At 49.9% G+C, this 19538-nt stretch carries 16 protein-coding genes and 2 pseudogenes; 15 read left to right on the forward strand and 3 right to left on the reverse strand.

Annotated elements, in window-relative coordinates; translation table 11 throughout:
* The first annotated feature begins 52 nt into the window (after positions 1 to 52).
* The 5 genes from WFJ73_RS16170 (at position 53) to glnA (ending at position 6425) form a co-directional block, all read left to right on the forward strand.
* Complete coding sequence (locus WFJ73_RS16170) at positions 53 to 745, forward strand: response regulator transcription factor (protein WP_336774055.1); 693 nt, start codon at positions 53 to 55, stop codon at positions 743 to 745.
* A gap of 6 nt (positions 746 to 751) precedes the next feature.
* On the forward strand, positions 752 to 2269 hold the full coding sequence (locus WFJ73_RS16175) for a sensor histidine kinase (protein WP_336774056.1): 1518 nt from the start codon (positions 752 to 754) through the stop codon (positions 2267 to 2269).
* A gap of 30 nt (positions 2270 to 2299) precedes the next feature.
* Positions 2300 to 3265 (forward strand): 4-hydroxy-3-methylbut-2-enyl diphosphate reductase, encoded by a 966-nt coding sequence (locus WFJ73_RS16180; RefSeq protein ID WP_336774057.1) that lies wholly within the window; start codon positions 2300 to 2302, stop codon positions 3263 to 3265.
* Between the two features lie 420 nt (positions 3266 to 3685).
* A complete protein-coding gene (gene aroF / locus WFJ73_RS16185; protein ID WP_336774058.1) occupies positions 3686 to 4747 on the forward strand; it encodes a 3-deoxy-7-phosphoheptulonate synthase in 1062 nt (353 codons plus the stop codon).
* A 253-nt stretch (positions 4748 to 5000) separates the two neighbouring features.
* On the forward strand, positions 5001 to 6425 hold the full coding sequence (gene glnA / locus WFJ73_RS16190; protein ID WP_336774059.1) for a type I glutamate--ammonia ligase: 1425 nt from the start codon (positions 5001 to 5003) through the stop codon (positions 6423 to 6425).
* A 48-nt stretch (positions 6426 to 6473) separates the two neighbouring features.
* On the opposite strand, the gene thpR is transcribed toward glnA, so the two are convergent.
* Positions 6474 to 7052 carry an RNA 2',3'-cyclic phosphodiesterase gene (thpR, locus tag WFJ73_RS16195; RefSeq protein WP_336774060.1) on the reverse strand — a complete coding sequence of 193 codons (579 nt, stop codon included), beginning with the start codon at positions 7050 to 7052 and terminating at the stop codon, positions 6474 to 6476.
* A gap of 128 nt (positions 7053 to 7180) precedes the next feature.
* Between thpR and serC the strand changes: the two genes are divergently transcribed.
* Positions 7181 to 8269: a 3-phosphoserine/phosphohydroxythreonine transaminase gene (gene serC, locus WFJ73_RS16200; RefSeq protein WP_336774061.1), complete on the forward strand. Its 1089-nt coding sequence runs from the start codon at positions 7181 to 7183 to the stop codon at positions 8267 to 8269.
* A gap of 61 nt (positions 8270 to 8330) precedes the next feature.
* Here the strand turns inward: serC and WFJ73_RS16205 are convergent, their stop codons facing one another.
* A complete protein-coding gene (locus WFJ73_RS16205; RefSeq protein ID WP_127493053.1) occupies positions 8331 to 9047 on the reverse strand; it encodes a response regulator transcription factor in 717 nt (238 codons plus the stop codon).
* Positions 9048 to 9214: 167 nt separating this feature from the next.
* On the opposite strand from WFJ73_RS16205, the gene trmL reads away from it, so the two are divergent.
* From trmL to WFJ73_RS16220, 3 genes are all read left to right on the forward strand, one after another.
* The gene (gene trmL, locus WFJ73_RS16210) at positions 9215 to 9679 is read left to right on the forward strand and encodes a tRNA (uridine(34)/cytosine(34)/5-carboxymethylaminomethyluridine(34)-2'-O)-methyltransferase TrmL (protein ID WP_015846324.1); all 465 of its coding nucleotides are present in this window, start codon (positions 9215 to 9217) and stop codon (positions 9677 to 9679) included.
* 120 nt (positions 9680 to 9799) lie between these two features.
* The gene (locus WFJ73_RS16215) at positions 9800 to 10051 is read left to right on the forward strand and encodes an AbrB/MazE/SpoVT family DNA-binding domain-containing protein (RefSeq protein WP_336774062.1); all 252 of its coding nucleotides are present in this window, start codon (positions 9800 to 9802) and stop codon (positions 10049 to 10051) included.
* 415 nt (positions 10052 to 10466) lie between these two features.
* Positions 10467 to 11666 (forward strand): aminotransferase-like domain-containing protein, encoded by a 1200-nt coding sequence (locus tag WFJ73_RS16220; protein WP_336774063.1) that lies wholly within the window; start codon positions 10467 to 10469, stop codon positions 11664 to 11666.
* Here the strand turns inward: WFJ73_RS16220 and WFJ73_RS16225 are convergent.
* The gene (locus WFJ73_RS16225) at positions 11650 to 12480 is read right to left on the reverse strand and encodes a DUF2161 domain-containing phosphodiesterase (protein ID WP_336774064.1); all 831 of its coding nucleotides are present in this window, start codon (positions 12478 to 12480) and stop codon (positions 11650 to 11652) included. The two genes, WFJ73_RS16220 and WFJ73_RS16225, sit on opposite strands and share 17 nt — an antisense overlap.
* A 209-nt stretch (positions 12481 to 12689) precedes the next feature.
* Here WFJ73_RS16225 and WFJ73_RS16230 point away from each other — a divergent pair, with 209 nt between their 5' ends.
* The 6 genes and pseudogenes from WFJ73_RS16230 (at position 12690) to WFJ73_RS16250 (ending at position 19519) form a co-directional block, all read left to right on the forward strand.
* A complete protein-coding gene (locus WFJ73_RS16230; protein ID WP_336774065.1) occupies positions 12690 to 14585 on the forward strand; it encodes a PrkA family serine protein kinase in 1896 nt (631 codons plus the stop codon).
* 314 nt (positions 14586 to 14899) lie between these two features.
* Positions 14900 to 15358 (forward strand): annotated as a pseudogene (locus WFJ73_RS33405) (protoglobin domain-containing protein); the annotation flags it as partial.
* A 228-nt stretch (positions 15359 to 15586) separates the two neighbouring features.
* A pseudogene (locus tag WFJ73_RS33410) lies at positions 15587 to 15901 on the forward strand (methyl-accepting chemotaxis protein); the annotation flags it as partial.
* A 247-nt stretch (positions 15902 to 16148) separates the two neighbouring features.
* Positions 16149 to 17609, forward strand: a complete 1461-nt coding sequence (locus tag WFJ73_RS16240; protein ID WP_336774067.1) for a circularly permuted type 2 ATP-grasp protein — start codon at positions 16149 to 16151, stop codon at positions 17607 to 17609.
* Between the two features lie 30 nt (positions 17610 to 17639).
* Entirely contained in the window at positions 17640 to 18635 is a 996-nt protein-coding gene (locus WFJ73_RS16245) for an alpha-E domain-containing protein (protein ID WP_336774068.1), read from the forward strand.
* Positions 18632 to 19519, forward strand: a complete 888-nt coding sequence (locus WFJ73_RS16250) for a transglutaminase family protein (RefSeq protein WP_336774069.1) — start codon at positions 18632 to 18634, stop codon at positions 19517 to 19519. The genes WFJ73_RS16245 and WFJ73_RS16250 overlap by 4 nt, the downstream gene beginning before the upstream one ends.
* Positions 19520 to 19538 lie beyond the last annotated feature (19 nt).

The following is a 19538-nucleotide window of genomic DNA, read 5'->3' on the forward strand; positions in this document are numbered from 1 at the left end:
TCTCTGCGCTTCTTTTCTAGAAAAGATAAGTTATACAAGGGGAGAATAGAGAATGAGACAACACATCATGGTTGTGGATGACGACGAGAAAATCACTTCTTTACTTAGAAGAAGCCTTGCGTTTGAGGGTTATGAGGTATCGACGGCAAGCAACGGAATGGAAGGCTTGAAGCTTCTCTTAACGGCGGATCCGGACATGCTTATACTTGACGTGATGATGCCGCAGGTGGACGGCTGGGAAGTATGCCGCCGCGTACGGGAGGGCGGAAGCACCGTACCTATTCTTATGCTGACGGCGAAAGATGATATTTCGGATCGGGTCAAAGGACTGGATGCGGGCGCGGACGATTATTTGATCAAGCCTTTCGCGCTGGAGGAGCTTCTGGCCCGAGTCCGTGCTTTGCTGCGCCGTAAGTCGGACAGGATAGACGAGTCCAGCAGCAACAAGATTGTGTTTGACGATCTGGCCTTGGATCTGGATTCCCGCGAAGCCATCCGTTCCGGCAGAAGAATCGAGCTGACCGCGAAGGAATACGATTTATTGCTCTTATTTATGCAGAATCCGCGCCGCGTATTGACGCGAGATGCCATTATGGAGAAAATATGGGGTTATGATTTCAGCGGCGAGTCCAATGTACTTGAAGTGTACATAGCGATGCTGCGCCAGAAGCTGGAGGAAGGCGGGGCCAAGCGGATTATCCAGACCGTGCGCGGAACCGGCTATGTACTGCGGGGAGAGGGTTGATTTCACATGACGATCAGGCTTCGTCTGACCTTATGGTTTTCCGGTATTCTTGCGGCAGCACTTATCGTGTTATGCGTAGCGATTTATTTTTTCGTAAACATGAATACGTACGCGGATACGAAGACACAGCTTCGAGATCAGGCTGATTCCTATGATATCGTGAAATACGAAAACGGATTAAATCAGATTGACCTGAACATTAAGAGGAATTCCCCGTTTTACGAGAAAGATTTTTACGTGCAATTAGTCAATTACAAGGAAGGCGTTATTAAAGCCTCCGGCGAGCTTCAAGTAAACGGCATCAAATTTCCTATCCCGGAAGCCAAGACAAATCCGGATTACGGCTATAAAAAAGCGGTTTTAAATACAAATGCAGGTGAAGTTGCTTTTCTAATCTATCAAAAACCAATTCCTAACAATACGGACGGGACGTTAATTGGCCTGCTTCAGGTTGGTACTGTTGTAGCCAGCGAAGAGAACTACCTGGCCGGACTTCGGGTTATTCTTATATTGTCCTCTTTGATATGCTTGATTATTGCCTTTACTGTTGGTCTCTTTATGGCGCGCAAAGCTCTTCAGCCAATCGAACGAGTCGTTCATGCCACCGAGCAAATTCAGAGCGGTTCCGATTTAAGCGTGCGGATTCCGATTGAAGGTCCGAAGGATGAGATCGGTCATCTGGTCTATACCCTTAATATTATGCTATCCCGCATCGAGATAGCGTATAACGGACTGGACGAATCGTATAAAGCGCAGCGACGGTTTGTTTCGGACGCGTCGCATGAGCTGCGTACTCCGCTGACGACGATTCGCGGCAATATTGAACTGCTGCAGCGGATGTGGTCAAAAACGCTTGAGCCGGATGAAGCGGGAGATATTGTACTGGCGCTTGATTCCCAACGCTATGAGCTGTCTAACGAAGCCATGCAGGATATTGCGGCGGAGGCGCGGCGGATGTCCACTCTGGTAAACGACCTTCTTGCTTTGGCAAGAGCCGATGCGGGTTACGAGATGGAGAAAACAACGCAGCTTATGCTGCCGATTGTGGAAGAAGTAGGCCGGAGAGCGGGCCTTCTGCCGCGCAATGCGGAGTGGCGGATCGGGGATTTGACTGCGCTGGACGGATATCACGTACACGGTAATGCGGATTATTTGCAGCAGCTTTTGTTCATCTTCATAGAGAACGCGTTTAAATATACGCCAAGCGGCTGGATCGAGATGTCGGCGACACGCCGGGAGAACCAGCTTGGCATTATTATTAAAGATACGGGAATCGGCATGAATCCGAAGGAGGTTCCTCATATCTTCGATCGGTTCTACCGGGCGGATGAATCGCGCGGCAAGACCGTTGGTACGGGGCTTGGCTTGTCCATTGCCAAATGGATTATCGATGAGCACCGCGGCTCGATTGAGGTGACGACGATGGAGGAAGAAGGGTCCACGTTTGTCATTTGGCTGCCAATAGACTTTTCCCCCCAGCCTGCTTCGATTATAATAGAAGGAACCGATCGAATCGAAGACTAACCTTCGTTATTCAGAAAGCAGGTGCAACAAGTGGAAATTGTTAAAGTATCGCCGCGAGGCTATTGCTACGGCGTTGTAGACGCTATGGTGCTCGCGCTGCAAACCGCCAAAAACCTGGACCTTCCGCGTCCGATTTATATTCTTGGCATGATTGTTCATAATGCGCATGTAACCGAAGCTTTCGAGCAAGAGGGCGTCATTACGCTTGACGGCGAGAACCGTCTGGAGATCCTGGAGCAGGTGGAGAGCGGTACCGTTATTTTTACGGCCCATGGCGTATCCCCCGAAGTCCGCAACCGTGCGCGCGAGAAAGGCCTTACCATCGTGGATGCGACTTGCCCGGATGTAACCAAAACGCATGATCTGATTCGGGAGAAAGTAGCCGAGGATTATCATATTATTTATATCGGCAAAAAAGGCCATCCGGAGCCGGAAGGCGCCATTGGCGTAGCACCGGACCGCGTTCATCTGATTGAACGCATCGAGGATATTTCCAAGCTTAACGTGCCTGAAGGCCGTATAATCATTACGAATCAGACCACGATGTCGCAATGGGATATCCGTCATATTATAAGCAAGCTTCTGGAGACGTATCCAAAGGCGGAGATTCATAACGAGATATGCTTGGCTACGCAAGTACGCCAGGAAGCGGTGGCGGAGCAAGCCGGACAGGCGCAGCTGTGTATCGTTGTTGGCGATCCGCGCAGCAACAACTCCAACCGTCTCGCCCAGGTATCCCAGGAGATCGCGGGCGTACCGGCCTACCGCGTATCCGACGTATCTGAGATTGAGCAGGAGTGGTTAAAGGGTGTTGATCGCGTTGCCGTTACTTCGGGCGCGTCTACTCCAACTCCGATTACAAAAGAAGTTATCGCGTATTTGGAACAATACGACCATAACGCCCCTTCCACGTGGGAGATCAAGCGTACGGTCAACAAGAACAAACTCCTTCCGACGATTCGTACCAAATCGGCTTCCAGCGCAGCTGAAGCTTAATAGAACTCAACCCTTTCGTCCTTCTTCCGGACATAGGGTTGAGTTTTTTATTTTGGCTTAGGACACGGAGGGAAGTAATGTTCCGCAGTCATCATTGGAGGTCCGGCCGCCCGATGAGTCTTTTATTGTTTTGAAATCTCCAGGCAGAGTCGCAACGGAGGGAATGAATGTTCTGGAGAAGCGGAGCGGTCGCCTTGTGAGATAGATTCCAACCTTGGAATAATTAATTCAGGGAATCTAGCGAGCACAGCGATCGTAAGAATATTCATTTCCGTAGTTGCCTTCTGCACCAAGCGTGCTTCAAAAATAATAATTGACGAAACAAGAATCCATCGTGTATATTTGCTTTAACAAGTAAAAGCATAAAAGCCACAAAGCATAAAAGCGTATAAGCGTTGAAGCGAAAAAGGAGAGATGGACATGATCGTAATTACCAGCCCACATATTGCTGAAGAGCGTATTCAAGAAATCGTGAACCATATTGAAAGAGCAGGCGTGCAAGCCCATGTATCGAGAGGGACGGACCGTACGGTTATCGGTATTATCGGCAAGGCGGAGCCAACGCTTGCGGAGCATCTCCGCCAAATGAAAGGCGTAGAGAACGTTATCAAGATTTCGAAGTCCTACAAGCTGGCGAGCCGGGACTTCCATCCGGACGATACCGTCATCGATATTAAAGGCGTTAAGATCGGCGGCGAGAACCTTGTTATTATGGGCGGCCCTTGCGCGGTTGAATCTCCGGAACAGATCGATGAGATCGCACGCCTTGTCAAAGCAGCCGGCGGACAGGTGCTTCGCGGCGGTGCGTTTAAGCCTCGCACGGGTCCATACAGCTTCCAGGGCGTTGGCGTGGAAGGTTTGGTCATGATGGCGGAAGCGGGCAAGAAGCATGGCCTGCTCACGATTACGGAAGTCATGACACCAGAGTATGTTGATGTATGCGCCGAATATGCCGATATCCTCCAGGTCGGAACACGCAACATGCAGAACTTCGATCTGCTACGCAAGCTTGGCACGATTCAGACTCCGGTATTGCTGAAGCGCGGCTTCAGCTCAACGTACGACGAGTTCCTGAATGCGGCGGAATACATCCTCGCAGGCGGAAATCCGAATGTTATGTTGTGCGAGCGCGGAATCCGAACGTTCGAAACTTACACGAGAAACACGCTGGACTTGTCCGCGATTCCGGTCCTGCAAGGGCTTAGCCATCTTCCAGTCATTTCGGACCCGAGCCACGGTACAGGCCGCCGCGAATTGGTAGAACCAATGTCCAAAGCATCCGTTGCGGCAGGGGCGAACGGTCTGATTGTCGAAATGCACACAGATCCGGATAATTCGATGACAGGTGACGGCGTACAATCCCTGTTCCCTGACCAATTCGCTAATTTATTAAAGGATTTAGAAAAGCTGGCTCCAATCGTCGGAAAGCAATTTAACACTCCAAAAGAACCTGCAGCCGCTTTTACGGAATGGAAAATTTAATCCAGTTTTAAAATGTGAAAAGCCGGGAAGCCTTGATACACAAGGCCTCTCGGCTTTTCTGTACGAATGTAAAGGCTTAATTGTGAACAAATGTTTAAACTTGTAAGTATACCTTACATATGAATAAAAAATACCTGACATAAGTATTGACGATGCCAAAACGTAGTCTTATAATTACCTCATAGTTTAACGCGAAACTTGAACAATAACTGTTCACCACTATGCAAATGTTCGGAAATGGAGGAAATATCTGATGTCAGTTCAAAAAGTTTTGGAACAAATTCAAGAAAACAACATCCAGTTTGTAGATTTCCGCTTCGTGGATCTCGCTGGTCGCGCGCACCACATTACTCTTCCTTCGACAGAAGTTGACGCTGATACTTTCGTAAACGGTGTAGCTTTTGACGGTTCCTCGATCCCAGGTTTCCGTGGTATTGAAGAATCTGACATGGTAATGATGCCAGATACGGATGCAGCATTCGTTGATCCTTTCACAGATCATCCTACACTGAACATTATGTGTAACATTCATACACCGGACGGCGAGCGTTATGAGCGTGACCCACGCAGCATCGCTCAAAAAGCGGAAGAATACCTTCAAACAACGGGTATCGGTACTACTGCATTCTTCGCGCCTGAGTCCGAGTTCTTCATCTTCGACGAAGTTCGCTACGAAAGCACAATGAACTCTTCTTCCTTCTACGTTGATTCCGAAGAAGCGGGTTGGAACACAAACCGTAAAGAAGAAGGCGGCAACCTTGGCTTTAAAGTTCCTGTAAAAGGCGGTTACGTGCCAGTTGCTCCTGTTGACCAACAACAAGACATCCGCAGCGAAATGGTTCGCCTGATGCAAGAAGTTGGCCTTCGCGTTGAACGTCATCACCATGAAGTTGCAACTGCTGGTCAAGCAGAAATCAACTTCCGTTTCGACACATTGACGAAAACAGCTGACAACCTGATGCTGTACAAATATATCGTTCACAACACAGCTCGCCAATACGGCAAAGTGGCTACTTTCATGCCAAAACCATTGTTCGGCGATAACGGTTCCGGTATGCACGTGCATATGTCCATCTTCGATGGCGACGCTCCTATGTTCTACGAAAAAGGTGCTTACGGTAACCTGAGCCCACTGGCTATGAACTACATCGGTGGCGTTCTGCACCATGCTCCAGCACTGATCGCTTTGACGAATCCATCGACAAACTCGTTCAAACGTCTGGTTCCTGGTTACGAAGCTCCGGTTAACCTTGTATTCTCGAAAGGTAACCGTTCCGCTGCAGTACGTATTCCAATCGCATCGGTAACGCCAAAAGGCTGTCGTATCGAGTTCCGTACTCCGGACTCCACGGCTAACCCTTACCTGGCATTCGCAGCTATGCTGCTTGCTGGTCTTGACGGCATCAAACGTAAACTGGATCCTGTTGCTCTGGGCTATGGTCCATTCGACAAAAACATTTACGAACTGCCAGAAGAAGAGAAAAAAGAAATCCGCAGCGTACCTGGTACACTCGACGAAGCGCTTGATGCTCTCGAAGCGGATTCTGCTTTCTTGACTGAAAGCGGCGTATTCACGGAAGACTTCATCGCTAACTATGTTGCCGTTAAACGCAGCGAAGCAAAAGCGGTATCGATCCGTATTCATCCACACGAGTACAGCCTGTATTTCGGCTGCTAATTCGAAACGCATTTATTCAAGCGGACTCCCTTGGCGGGAGTCCGCTTTTCATTTGTCGAATTGTGCGAGTGCAATGGGTTCGTACATAGGTCTTTCGCCTAACCGGGTACGGTATAGCGTTATGCCGGTGATGTCGAAGGCTGTCTGATGCTGCAGAAAGGGGCTTGAGAGCTTCTCAAGCTTTTCGGCTGTGCATGGTTCGTCGGCGGAATATTTCCGCGCTAAGGTCACGTGAGGCCGGTAAGGACGGGTCTCCGGCGTATAGCCAATACCCGAATGAAGCGACTGGCCAAGCGATTGATGAAGCCGGAGCAGCTCGGCGGGAAGCTGCTTTAAGCCAAGCCATAGGACGGAGGGGCGTTCCTCGCGGCCGAAGCTGCCAAGTTTCGACAGCTCTAACGAAAAGGATGCTGTGCGGGAAGCGGCTTCCTGCATGCCAGCCTGTATGGCGGGAATGGAGGGAACGGGCATGTCCCCGATGAAATGAAGCGTTATGTGCAGATCCCGGGGATCAACCCATTTCTGAAAAGAGAGCTGGCCCTGCCAATCGGGCAAATGGCTAACGATTTGTCCGCTGATGTTTGCTGGAATGGATATTGCGGTGAAAATCCGAATATTATCTGCCATGTGAATAATCTCCGTTCGACTTTTTGTCACTAACATTATGTAAATGTACTTGAAGAGAGCCGGTAAAATTGCTATCATAATCAATATCATGTGAGATGTTTAACAAAAACAAAAGGTGGGTAACGGAAATGAAACGAGCCTATAATTTCAATGCAGGACCGGCCGCTTTACCGCTTGAGGTGCTGCAGCAGGCGCAAGAGCAATTTGTCGAATATCAGGGCGCGGGGATGTCCATCATGGAAATGTCCCACCGCAGCGCACTTTATGAGCAAGTGAACAACGAATCACAAGCCCTCATGCGCGAATTGTTCGGTATTCCGGATAACTATCATGTCCTTTTCCTGCAAGGCGGCGCAAGCCAGCAATTTGCCATGATTCCAATGAACCTGCTTTCCGCGGGCCGTCCAGCCGCTTACGTCAAGACAGGCGCTTGGGCTGACAAAGCCATTAAGGAAGCGAAGCTGATCGGCGAGACGGTTATTGCTGCTTCGTCAGAAAACGACAATTTCATGCGTATGCCAAGCATTAACGAAATCGTTGTGCCGGAGCATGCAGCTTACCTTCATCTGACATCTAATGAGACAATCGGAGGCGTACAGTTCCAGGAGTTCCCGACGAACCTTGGCAATGTACCGCTTGTAGCCGATATGTCCAGCGATATTTTGAGCCGTCCTATTGATATTAGCAAATTTGGCCTTATCTATGCCGGCGCGCAAAAAAATCTTGGTCCATCCGGTGTTACGGTTGTTATCGTACGCGATGACCTGGTCCAAGAAAGCCCGAAAAACATTCCGGCTATCTTCCGATACGACACGCATGCGAAGAACAAGTCGCTTTACAATACGCCGCCATCCTTCTCGGTATATATGGTTAACCTGGTTCTGAAATGGATCAAAGGTAACGGCGGGGTTGCCGCGATGGAGCAGCTCAACCGCGATAAAACAAAGCTGATCTATGATGCGATCGACCAAAGCAACGGCTATTATGTGGGATGCGCTCATCAGGACAGCCGATCGCTTATGAACATTACTTTCCGTATGCAAAACGAAGAGCTGGAGAAGCAATTCGTGAAGGAATCGGAGCAAAACGGTTTTGTTGGCCTGAAGGGCCACCGCGATGTTGGCGGTCTGCGCGCTTCGACGTACAACGCCGTTCCGCACGAGAGCTGCAAAGCGCTTGCCGAATTTATGGCTGACTTCCAGCGCCGCAACGGTTAAGAAAGCTAACAAAGACCGCCATTTCCGTAATCGGAAAGGCGGTCTTCATTGTTAGAGGTGTTTATGCCAGTGACGAATCGGCCATATTAGGGGCGTGAAGCTTGTAGCCGACATTGCGGACCGTCATAATGTACTCTGGCGTTCTTGCGTTTTGCTCGATTTTATCTCGAAGATGGCTGATATGAACGTCAACGATTCGCGTATCGCCGAGGAAGTGATAATCCCATACCCCGTGAAGCAGCTGCTGACGGCTTAATACTTTGCCTCTATGCTTGCATAAGAAGAGAAGAAGCTCGAATTCCTTCGGTGTCAGTTCGATGGTCCGGCCATCAATCAGCACTTCGCGTTGTTCGGCGCGTACCGTCAACCGGCCAATATCGAAGGTTGTTGATTCAGCTTGACCCGGGAGGGACTGAATTCGGCGGAAAATGGCCTGAATACGTGAGATCAGCTCCTGCGGGCTAAATGGCTTTGTCATATAATCGTCGGCACCGTTATCAAGCCCGGCGATTTTGTCCGTGACGTCCTGCAGGGCAGTCAGCATGACAATTGGTACAGCATTGCTCTGCTTGCGCAGCTCACGGCATACTTGAATGCCATCCATCTTCGGAAGCATCAAGTCGAGTACGATCAGGTCAGGACGGAATGGCTTCAACATCTCGAATACGGCCTCGCCATCGCTTACGCACCGGACATCGTAACCGGCGAGTTTCAAATTAAATTCGATAAGCATGGAGATGGACGGCTCGTCATCAACGACCAATATTTTCTTTTTCATCGTATCTATTCTCCTTTTGCCTCCTACATGATGTTTTCATTATGAGGGGAGACATTTATGCGGAGATTAAGAGTACGTTAACCTAATGTAAAAATTGCCTCTTTGGCACTGATGCGGGAACGCAGTGTTTCGTGTATAATGACATAGAATGTGAGGTTGGTACAGTTATGGCTTTTCATATTGTTTTGGTTGAACCTGAAATTCCTGCAAATACGGGCAATATCGCCCGGACTTGCGCCGCAACAGGCGCGCATCTTCATCTGGTACGTCCCCTTGGATTCCAGACCGATGACCGCACTCTCAAGCGCGCCGGACTGGATTATTGGCATGCGGTGCATGTGGAATATCATGATTCCTTCAAGGAGCTGCAGGATGCGAATCCAAACGGAAGATTCTTTTATGCAAGTACGAGAGCTACCAAAGTGTATACGGAATTTGACTTCCGGGATGGAGATTTCTTCGTGTTCGGAAAGGAAACAAAAGGGCTTCCGCAAGAGCTGATTGATGCGAATCTGGATACTTGCATGCGGATGCCGATGACGGGAGATGTCCGGTCGCTGAATCTTTCCAACTCGGCGGCGATTATTGTGTACGAGGCATTACGCCAGAATAAGTTCCCGGGAATGGACTGAATTTACATAATATTAAGGACTATCCTTACTTAGGAAGGAATTCATTAGGGACCATCGAAAGTCTACTGTGCTATGTTTCACAACGTTAGCTTGCAAATCCAGTCATAAAGAGGTGAAAAGATGAAACCAGCAGGTGTGGTTAGAAAGGTGGACCAACTCGGACGAATCGTTCTTCCTAAATCACTTCGCAAAAGGTATCAAATGAATGAAGGGGATCCTGTAGAGATTTTAGTGCAAGGCGACCATATTATTTTGGAGCGTTACCGCCCAAGATGCGTGTTCTGCGGATCCATGGAAGATGTGAAGGAATTCAAGGACCGTTATTTATGTGAAACGTGCATGATTGAAATGGGACAACTTCAGAACCGTTAATCGGATAATCATCCAAGCACTACTACAAACATACGAAGATAAAAAAAGAAGCTCCTCCCGCAAACGAGGGAAGCTTCTTTTTTTGAATTCTAAGCATTAACATATCTTAGAATTCTCCTAATGAAACGCGCCTCGCAGCCAAAGGATGGCAAAGCCGTTTCACCGCGCCTTTTTTAGAGGCCTTTGGTCTTGTCGTCGTTGTACGAAGACGTCAAGATGGCAGTCAGGAACAAAATAAAGACTGTCATAACAATAACGAAAGTAATAGACATTTTGTGCACCTCCGATATGCTAGCTTCATTATAACCAAGTATTAGGGAAAAGAAAACGTTTAAGTTTGCATGGATTCTTTTTATTATGCGACAATAGTGACAGTACAAATCATGGTTTTATATTGCGGGAGGAGTAGGAAAATATGGAATTTCGCTTTGCATCAAGAATGACGCAGGTTAAGTCTTCCGTCGTAAGGGATATTCTGAAGCTGACGCAAGGCAATGATATCGTATCCTTTGCGGGCGGTCTGCCTGCGGAAGAGCTTTTTCCTGTACAGGCTGTCCGGGAAGCCGCGGACCGCGCGATCTCCGCGGGTACAAGCGCATTGCAGTACGGGCTTACTGAAGGTTACTTGCCTCTTCGCGAGCAGCTTTGCGTCCGAATGGCCCAGAAGGGGATGAACGTGCAGCCGGAGGAAATGATTATTACGACCGGCTCCCAACAGGCGATTAGCCTGCTTGTTCAAGTTCTAACCGAGCCGGGGGACACGGTGCTTGTTGAACGGCCTACCTATTTAGCTTGCCTGCAAGTATTTGAACTGCATGGTCTAAAGGTGGTTGCCGCGGAAAGCGATGAGCATGGCATGATTCCGGAGGATGTGGAACGTAAGGTCCGCGAGCATAAGCCAAAGTTTATTTATGCCGTTCCGACCTTTGGCAATCCGACGGGCAATGTGTGGAGCTTGGAAAGAAGGCAGGAGATTCTGCGGATTTGCGCCGGCCATCAAATACCTATTATTGAAGATGATCCATACGGCGAACTGAAATACGATGAAAATGCGGCTTACCCAACGCTGTTTGCGCTTGACCAGCAGCAGATTGGAAGCGGCGTTGTTATATACACAAGCACCTTCTCGAAAATCGTAGCTCCCGCACTCCGGACCGGCTGGGCGATTGGCGATACCCGGGTGATCAAGATGCTTGCAAAAGCGAAGCAAGCGGCCGACCTGCAGTCCAGCACGATGGATCAGCAGATTTTGAGCCAGCTGCTTGCGCATTTCCCGCTCGACGAACATATCCGCATCATTTCGGAATCCTACGGGGGGCGGATGCGGGAAATGCAAAACCTGATCAAGGCGCAAAAAATCGAAGGACTGCATTGGATCGAGCCGAAGGGCGGCATGTTCCTGTGGGTAGAGCTACCCGAGGGACTTGATGCCGAAGCGCTGCTGCGGGTTGCGGTATCGAAGGGCGTTGCTTTTGTTCCGGGCATCGCTTTTTATGCTTATGATCCGAAACGAAACACAGCCCGGCTTAATTTCACCCATAATAAAGGGGAAAAAACGGTGCTTGGCGTTGCGCGTCTGGCGGAAGCGATCCGCGAATTTACTGCTCGTAGCTAAATGGAGTTTCCTTTGCGCGCTTGGACGTTTTTCCATTGGAAGCTTTGGGAGCTTTCGTTTTTGATGATTTCGCGGGTTTTGGCTCGGGTGCCGGCGGAAGGGTGAAGGTCTCTTTCCATTCGGCGATCACCTCGGCATACTCTGCCAAGGCTAAGGCTCCGGCTGGCGTTAGCCGATATTGGCCGCGCCCAACCTTCTCGAACCAACTATAATAATTGCTTCGCAGCATCGAGGCGCTTTGCGGATTGCCCGTCAGCGATGCCAGTTGACTTGGCGACAGGATGCCGGCTTGCTGCATGGCGTATGCTGCCCGAAGCGCCTTCTCCCGATAGGCGGTGACCAGCTTGCGGCCGGTGCTCCCGCCTACGTTGTAATCGCCGCTCCGTTCGCGGAACTCCCTTAGGAGCCGGGCTTGGCGGGTTCTTCGGATCCCGCGCTTTGGCATCTCGCCGGGCTCGCACAGCATTTCGATCAGCGGCGCTTTGGTCTTGAAGAAGGTGATCGTCATCAGGCCTAGACCCAGCATCCGGCACAGCTCCGTAATATCGCTGAAGCGCTGGTTGTGGGCTCCGCTTTTCTTGCGGTTGCGCTCAACTGCAAGCACAACATGATCATTTATGCGTAAACGTTCAATCCCTTGCAGCAGCAAAGCGAGATTGAACGTTTTTTTCATTTCGACAACAACCGCCTCGCTGCCATCCGGTTTCATTGCAACCAAATCGCAGTGGAGAACCTCGCTTTTTACCGTAAAACCTAGCTTTTCGTAGTAGGCCTTGATGGGGCTGTACAGCTCCTCTTCCTTGTTAACTGCCATGTTAATTCCCCTCTTTCTCCCATCATTATAGCAAATGCTTGTCGTTATTTGCCGGATTGCAGACTAAAATAATGGTCAATTTCCTACATAACTAAGCATAGGATTGTAATACTTCAGTAAAAAGTTGGTCCACACGATCAATGATGTAGAGATAATCCCGGGCGGAATGAAAACTAGCGGATTGCGGAAGCGATGGGAGGAGGCACGGCATGGACATTTTCAAGCGAATATCGGAGTATCAGACAGAGAGTGAAAAGCTTGCGTGGACGGGATCTTTCAGAGAATATATCGAACTGCTTAGAGAGGACCCGACCCCGGCCATGACTGCGCACGCGCGCGTCTATGAGATGATTGATTCTTTTGGGGTAGAGGACGATAACGGAAGGAAGCGTTATAAGTTCTTCGAACAGGAAATTTTCGGTCTCGACCGCGCCGTGGAGAAGCTGGTGGAGGAATACTTCCATTCGGCGGCCAGAAGGCTGGATGTCCGTAAACGGATCCTGCTCCTAATGGGACCGGTCAGCGGCGGCAAATCAACCATTGTAACGATGCTGAAGAAAGGGCTGGAGCGTTTCTCCAGAACGGAGAAAGGCGCTACTTACGCCATTAAAGGCTGCCCGATGCACGAAGAACCGCTGCACTTGATCCCGCATGAGCTTCGTCCAGAGATTGAGAAGGAGCTTGGTGTCCGTATTGAAGGCAACTTGTGCCCTTCCTGCCAAATGAGGCTTCGGGTTGAATACGATGGAGATATAGAGAATGTCATTGTTGAACGCGTGCTTGTGTCGGAGGAAAATCGGGTGGGTATCGGTACGTTCAGTCCTTCCGATCCGAAGTCGCAGGATATTGCCGACTTGACAGGCAGTATCGACTTCTCGACGATTACGGAATTTGGCTCGGAATCCGATCCGCGCGCGTACCGCTTCGACGGCGAGTTGAACAAGGCGAACCGTGGTCTAATGGAATTCCAGGAGATGCTGAAATGCGACGAGAAGTTCCTGTGGAACTTGCTTTCGTTGACGCAGGAGGGGAATTTCAAAGCGGGCAGGTTTGCGCTAATATCAGCCGATGAGCTCATTATCGCGCATACGAACGAATCCGAGTACAAGTCGTTTATCAGCAATAAGAAAAACGAGGCGCTACAATCGCGTATGATTGTCATGCCGATTCCATACAACCTCAAAGTATCCGAGGAAGAGAAGATTTATACGAAGCTGATCGGCCAAAGCGATATGAAGCATATTCATATTGCGCCGCATTCCTTGAAATCCGCAGCCATCTTCTCCATACTTACCCGTCTGAAGGAAACGAAGAAGCAAGGCATGGACCTTGTGAAGAAGATGAGAATGTACGACGGAGAAGAGGTCGAAGGCTTCAAGGAAGCCGATCTGAAGGAAATGCAGAACGAGTATATTGAGGAAGGAATGTCCGGCATTGACCCTCGTTATGTCATTAACCGGATATCCAGCGCACTCATCAAGCAGGATATGCAATGCATCAATGCTCTCGACGTGCTGCGCGCACTGAAGGACGGCCTTGACCAGCATCCTTCGATTACGAAGGAAGAGCGGGAAAGATACCTGAACTTTATATCGGTAGCGCGCAAGGAGTACGATAACCTGGCCAAGAAGGAAATTCAGAAGGCGTTTGTTTATTCCTTTGAAGAGTCCGCCCGGACCCTGTTTGAGAACTATCTCGATAACATTGAATCCTATTGCAACTGGACCAAAATCAAAGATCCGCTTACCGGCGAAGAGATGGATCCGGATGAGCGCCTGATGCGGTCGATTGAAGAGCAGATCGGCGTTTCCGAGAATGCGAAAAAAGCGTTCCGCGAAGAAATTCTGATCCGGATCTCTTCGTACTCGCGAAAAGGGAAGAAGTTCGATTTCACAAGCCATGAACGTCTGCGTGAAGCTGTTGAGAAAAAGCTGTTCACCGACCTGAAGGATATCGTGAAAATTACGACTTCGACCAAAACGCCGGATGAAAGCCAACTGAAACGCATTAACGAAGTGACCAAACGGTTGATTGACGAACACGGCTACTGCCCGGTATGCGCAAACGAGCTGCTGCGGTATGTGGGAAGCCTCTTGAATCGTTAATGAAATGAATCGCCAAAAGCGGTGCAGGGAATATTCTGCATCGCTTTTTTTATTTTTCGCTTAATGACAACGGAGCAGTTCGAATGATTCTGTAGAAGCGCAGCGTTCGCTTTTGCTCTGGGGATTCCAACCAAATCTTATTAATTCAATGGAATCCCCGAGCAATGGCGATCGGAAGAACATTCGAATTGCGCAGGTTGCTAATTAAGCCCCCCTTTCGTCATGAAGAATACAAGAATACATACACGTCGGTTCCTTATTTTCCGATATAATCTTTATAGGACTTTTTGACTTTTTAGGGGGAGATCGGAACTATGATTAAAGTCTCGGAAGAACGCCGCAAACAGCTGGAATATACCCGTATTACGGAAGAAGATTTGAACCGGCTCGCGGCATGCAAACCTATATTCGAACAAGTCGTTGAAGAGGTTGTGAACCGTTTCTATGAGAACATTGGACAACAGCCTCATCTGATGCACATTATCTCGAATGTAAGCACCATTGAACGGCTTAAACAGACACAACGCGGTTATTGGTTGTCCCTGGCTTCCGGTGTCATTGACCAGGACTATATCGAGAACCGCATTACGATCGGACTTGTCCATTCCCGAATCGGATTGACGACGGACTGGTACCTCGGAAGCTACATGACCTATCTGGATATTGCCGCAACCGTACTGCAGCTTGCGATTCCGGAGAAATGGACTTCCGTTCTGCACTCCTTGTCCAAAATGTTTAATCTGGACTCGCAGCTGGTGCTTGAAGCGTATAACCGCGCCGAGCAGTCTTTGATTCAGGAGCTGGCTGACCAAAGATCGGTTATGCTCACAACGATTACGGAGTCGGTGCAACAGCTGTCGGGCTTGATGACGGAGCTTGACCAGGGTGCAAAGTCGATTGCCGAGGCGGCCGTGTCCACTTCGCAGTCGCAAGACCATTCGCATGAGCTGCTTGGAGATCTGCAGGAGGAGCTGGCGGGTATTACGGAGATGGGGCTGTTGATCCGCGGGATTGCCGACCAGACGCATCTTCTTGGTCTGAATGCAGCTATCGAAGCAGCGCGCGCCGGCGAAATGGGACGAGGCTTCGAGGTTGTGGCCAACGAGGTCCGCAAGCTTGCGGCATCCTCGCGTTCAGCGCTGGAGACGATCCAAACGAACCTGGACGAGATTCATAAGAAGATTCATCTGGTTCAGATGGAATCGGAGAAAACCTCGGTTGAAGCCCGCAATCAGGCGGCGAGATCGCAGGAGCTTGCCGTTTTCGTTCACACCGTGGATGCCGTTACAAAAGATTTGCGTCAATTGAATACATAACAAGAGAATAGGCATATGATATAAAGCAGGGTTTCTTCGCCAGCGCAGAAGCCCTGCTTTCGTGCTATATAAGTTGACATGAAAATCCATTTCTTGTATGATTAATCTAACAAAAATTTACTTTCATAAAGATTTTCATGTATTTTGCGTAAATTAAACTAACATAAAAAGGTTCTGAGCCAACTTTGGTAGTCATCAATGCAGGCATCAGGGAAGGTGCTGTACCATCATGGAGGAGGCGGTTGGCATGTCGACGGCCAAACAGTCGCAGTCGCATTATTACGATTCGCAATCATTTTACGATGAAATGTTCGAGAAAGACTTTTCGGTTCGTCCCCACTATGACAATATCCATCGGCTGTTCGCAAGAATGAAGCCGTCGGAATTGACGATGCGGCAGCATGCTCTTAATCAACGCATGATGGAGGAAGGAATCACCTTTACCCTGTATAGTCAGAGCCAAAGCGAGCCTCTGGAAAGAACCATTCCCTTTGACTACATCCCTCGCGTTATCCCCAAGCATGAATGGGAAGCAGTGGACCACGGCGTCCGTCAGCGGACCAAAGCGCTTAATATGTTCATCCACGATATTTATCACGCCCAGCGCATTGTATCCGATGGGGTAATCCCAAGACGAATGATTGTATCCAACGTATATTTTCGCCCGGAAATGATGGGGTTAGACGTTCCGGGAGGCGTTTATATAACGTCCTCCGGCATAGATTTAATTAAAGACGAGAAGGGCCGCTATTTTGTCCTCGAGGATAATCTCCGTTCGCCTTCCGGTTACTCGTATTTGTTCAAAGGCCGAACCATCATGAGCGAGCTGTTCCATGACTTATACTTGTCCTCTTCCGTTCAAAGCATTGAACGCAGCCTGAACTATTTCCTTCGTTCTTTGCGTTCTCTCGCTCCTAACGGAAAAAAGGATCCGTTAATTGCGCTTCTTACTCCCGGCGCTTACAATTCGGCGTATTATGAGCATACTTTCCTCGCGCAGCAGCTCGGCATTCATTTGGTTGAAGGCCGCGACCTGGTCTATAAGGATCACAAAATTTATTTGCGCGATCTGAGAGGCCTTCGTCAAGTGGACGTCATTTACCGCCGGATAGACGATGATTTCCTTGATCCGCTAGCCTTCCAGCCGGATTCGCTGCTCGGGGTTCCGGGGCTGATGAACGCTTACCGGGCAGGCAATATCGCCATAGCGAATGCGCCGGGTACGGGAGTTGCGGACGATAAGGCAGTGTATGCTTATGTTCCGGATATGATTCGTTATTATCTCGGCGAAGAGCCGATCCTGCACAACGTACCGACTTATCTGTTATCAAGGAAGGAAGAGCGCGACTACGTTCTGGACCATTTGGATCAGCTGGTCGTAAAGGAAACTTCGCTATCAGGCGGATACGGCATGCTGATCGGCCCAATGGCTACTCCCAAGGAAATTAAGGAGTTCGCCGAGGAGATCAAAAAAGATCCGAGCCGTTACATCGCGCAGACCACAATGAAGCTGTCGCGTGCGCCGGTTATGGTTGACGGGCAAATGACGCCTCGCCATATCGATTTGAGGGCATTTGCGCTAATGGGGGAAGATTCCACTCATGTTATTCCCGGCGGACTTACCCGCGTTGCTTTGCGGGAGGGCTCGCTGGTTGTTAACTCTTCGCAAGGTGGAGGAGTAAAGGATACATGGGTGTTAAATCGCTAATAGCTTCAATCCAGAAACGGAGGTATCGCTGTGCTTAACCGAAATGCTGAAGCGTTGTTTTGGATCGGCCGCTACATGGAACGGGCGGAGAACCATGCAAGATTAATTGATGTCCATTATCACCTGCAGGCAGAAGATGAACTAGGCGTTGAAGCTTGCGGACAAGACGGCGAGTGCAAAGAGGTTCCTTGCAAGTGGACCCGGATTGTTGACGCTCTGGGCAGCAGAAGCGCTTACGAGCAGCAATACGGCAGTTATACCGAACAGGATGTGCTTCATTACATTACGCTTGACCGGGACAATGCCAACTCGCTGGTCTCTTGCGTGAGCCATGCCCGCGGCAACCTGCGTACTCTGCGGGAGAAGGTTCCAAGCGAGCTGTGGGACACGATTAATGCCTTTTACTTATGGCTGCGCGAGAAACAGCCGGAAGACCTGATGAAGGAATCGCCTCATCTGTTCTATGGCCGGATTAAGGAATGGGCGGCTTTGTTCCAGGGATTATGCCAATCGGTTATGCCGCGCGAGAACGAATGGCATTTCATCGAATGCGGGCGATTCCTGGAGCGGGCGGAGAATACGCTGCGGATTATTAAAGCGGTGGGCAATGCGGCCGTTGGCGATGGCTGGAACAATGCCGGCGCTTACCCGTATTTGCAGGCTGTCCTGAAATCGCTGAGCGGCCATCAGTCGTTCCGCCGTTATTATGCCGATGGAATGTCGGTCGAGTCCATCGTGGAATTCGTCATTTTGAACCAATCGTTCCCTCGCTCCGTTCACTTCTCCTTCCATGCGCTCGACGAGCATATGAAGCAGATTGAGCTGTCGGATAATCAGCTGCGTACCGCTCATGATCGAATTATCCGCCAGGTAGCGAAGGTGAAGGCGGACTTGGCCTGCTTGGAGCATGACGATATGATCGTCGACCGGAACCGATCAATCGTGGGTCATTTGCTGGAGGCGTGCCAGATGCTTGGGCATTCTTTTGCCAAAACCTTTTTTCGCATGGGGGAGGCAAGCGCATGAAGCTAAATATTTCCCACGTGACGCAATACGATTACGAGGAGTCGGCGACGGACAGTGTCAATGAGATCCGGTTGACGCCAAGCACCAATGAACGTCAATCCTGCTATCAGCAGGCTATCTTTATAGAGCCGAATGCCTCGCTCTTCAGCTATGAGGATTTCTTCGGCAACCGGGTGCATTCGTTCTCGGTGAACCCGCCGCATAAACGCTTGACGATCCGTACGCAGATGACGGTCGTTACGAGGCATGCGCCTAGTCCGGAGGAGCAGGCAGCACTGCTGAACGGCAAGCTTGCGAGGGAGGCGTGGACCTGGCTGGAGACGGAGGAAGTGGTTAACCGCTTCGCAGAGTTTCTGATGCCGACCGGTTACGCGAATGCAACGGCTGATGTGGAGCGCTATGCGGAGAGCGTTGCCGCGAAGGAAGGCGAAGAAATGAGCGTATTGAGCTGGCTTATTTCCTTGTCGAGCAAGATCAGAACCGAATTTATTTACGACCCGGAAGCTACGACGGTTACTACCAAAGCCAGCGATCTGATCGAGCGTAAACGCGGGGTATGCCAGGATTTCGCCCATCTTATGATTGCTTGCTGCCGGGTTCATCATATTCCTGCCCGTTACGTAAGCGGCTATCATTTTGTCGGGGATCTTCAAGGCGGAAGCGCCGATTTCGAGCAGGCCTCCCATGCCTGGGTAGAGGCGTATGTGCCGCAGCTTGGCTGGTGCAGCTTTGATCCGACGAACGAAGCGCCGGTTGGGGAGCGGTATGTCAAGCTGGGGCATGGTCGGGACTATAAGGATATTGTGCCGGTAAAAGGAGTGTACCGCGGAATGGGGCAACAGAAGCTGAAGGTAACGGTAGATGTTCGAAAAATCGAGGATTAATGCGATGAGGGATGGGAAT

The sequence above is a fragment of the Paenibacillus sp. MMO-58 genome (assembly GCF_037146255.1).
Taxonomy (GTDB): domain Bacteria; phylum Bacillota; class Bacilli; order Paenibacillales; family Paenibacillaceae; genus Pristimantibacillus.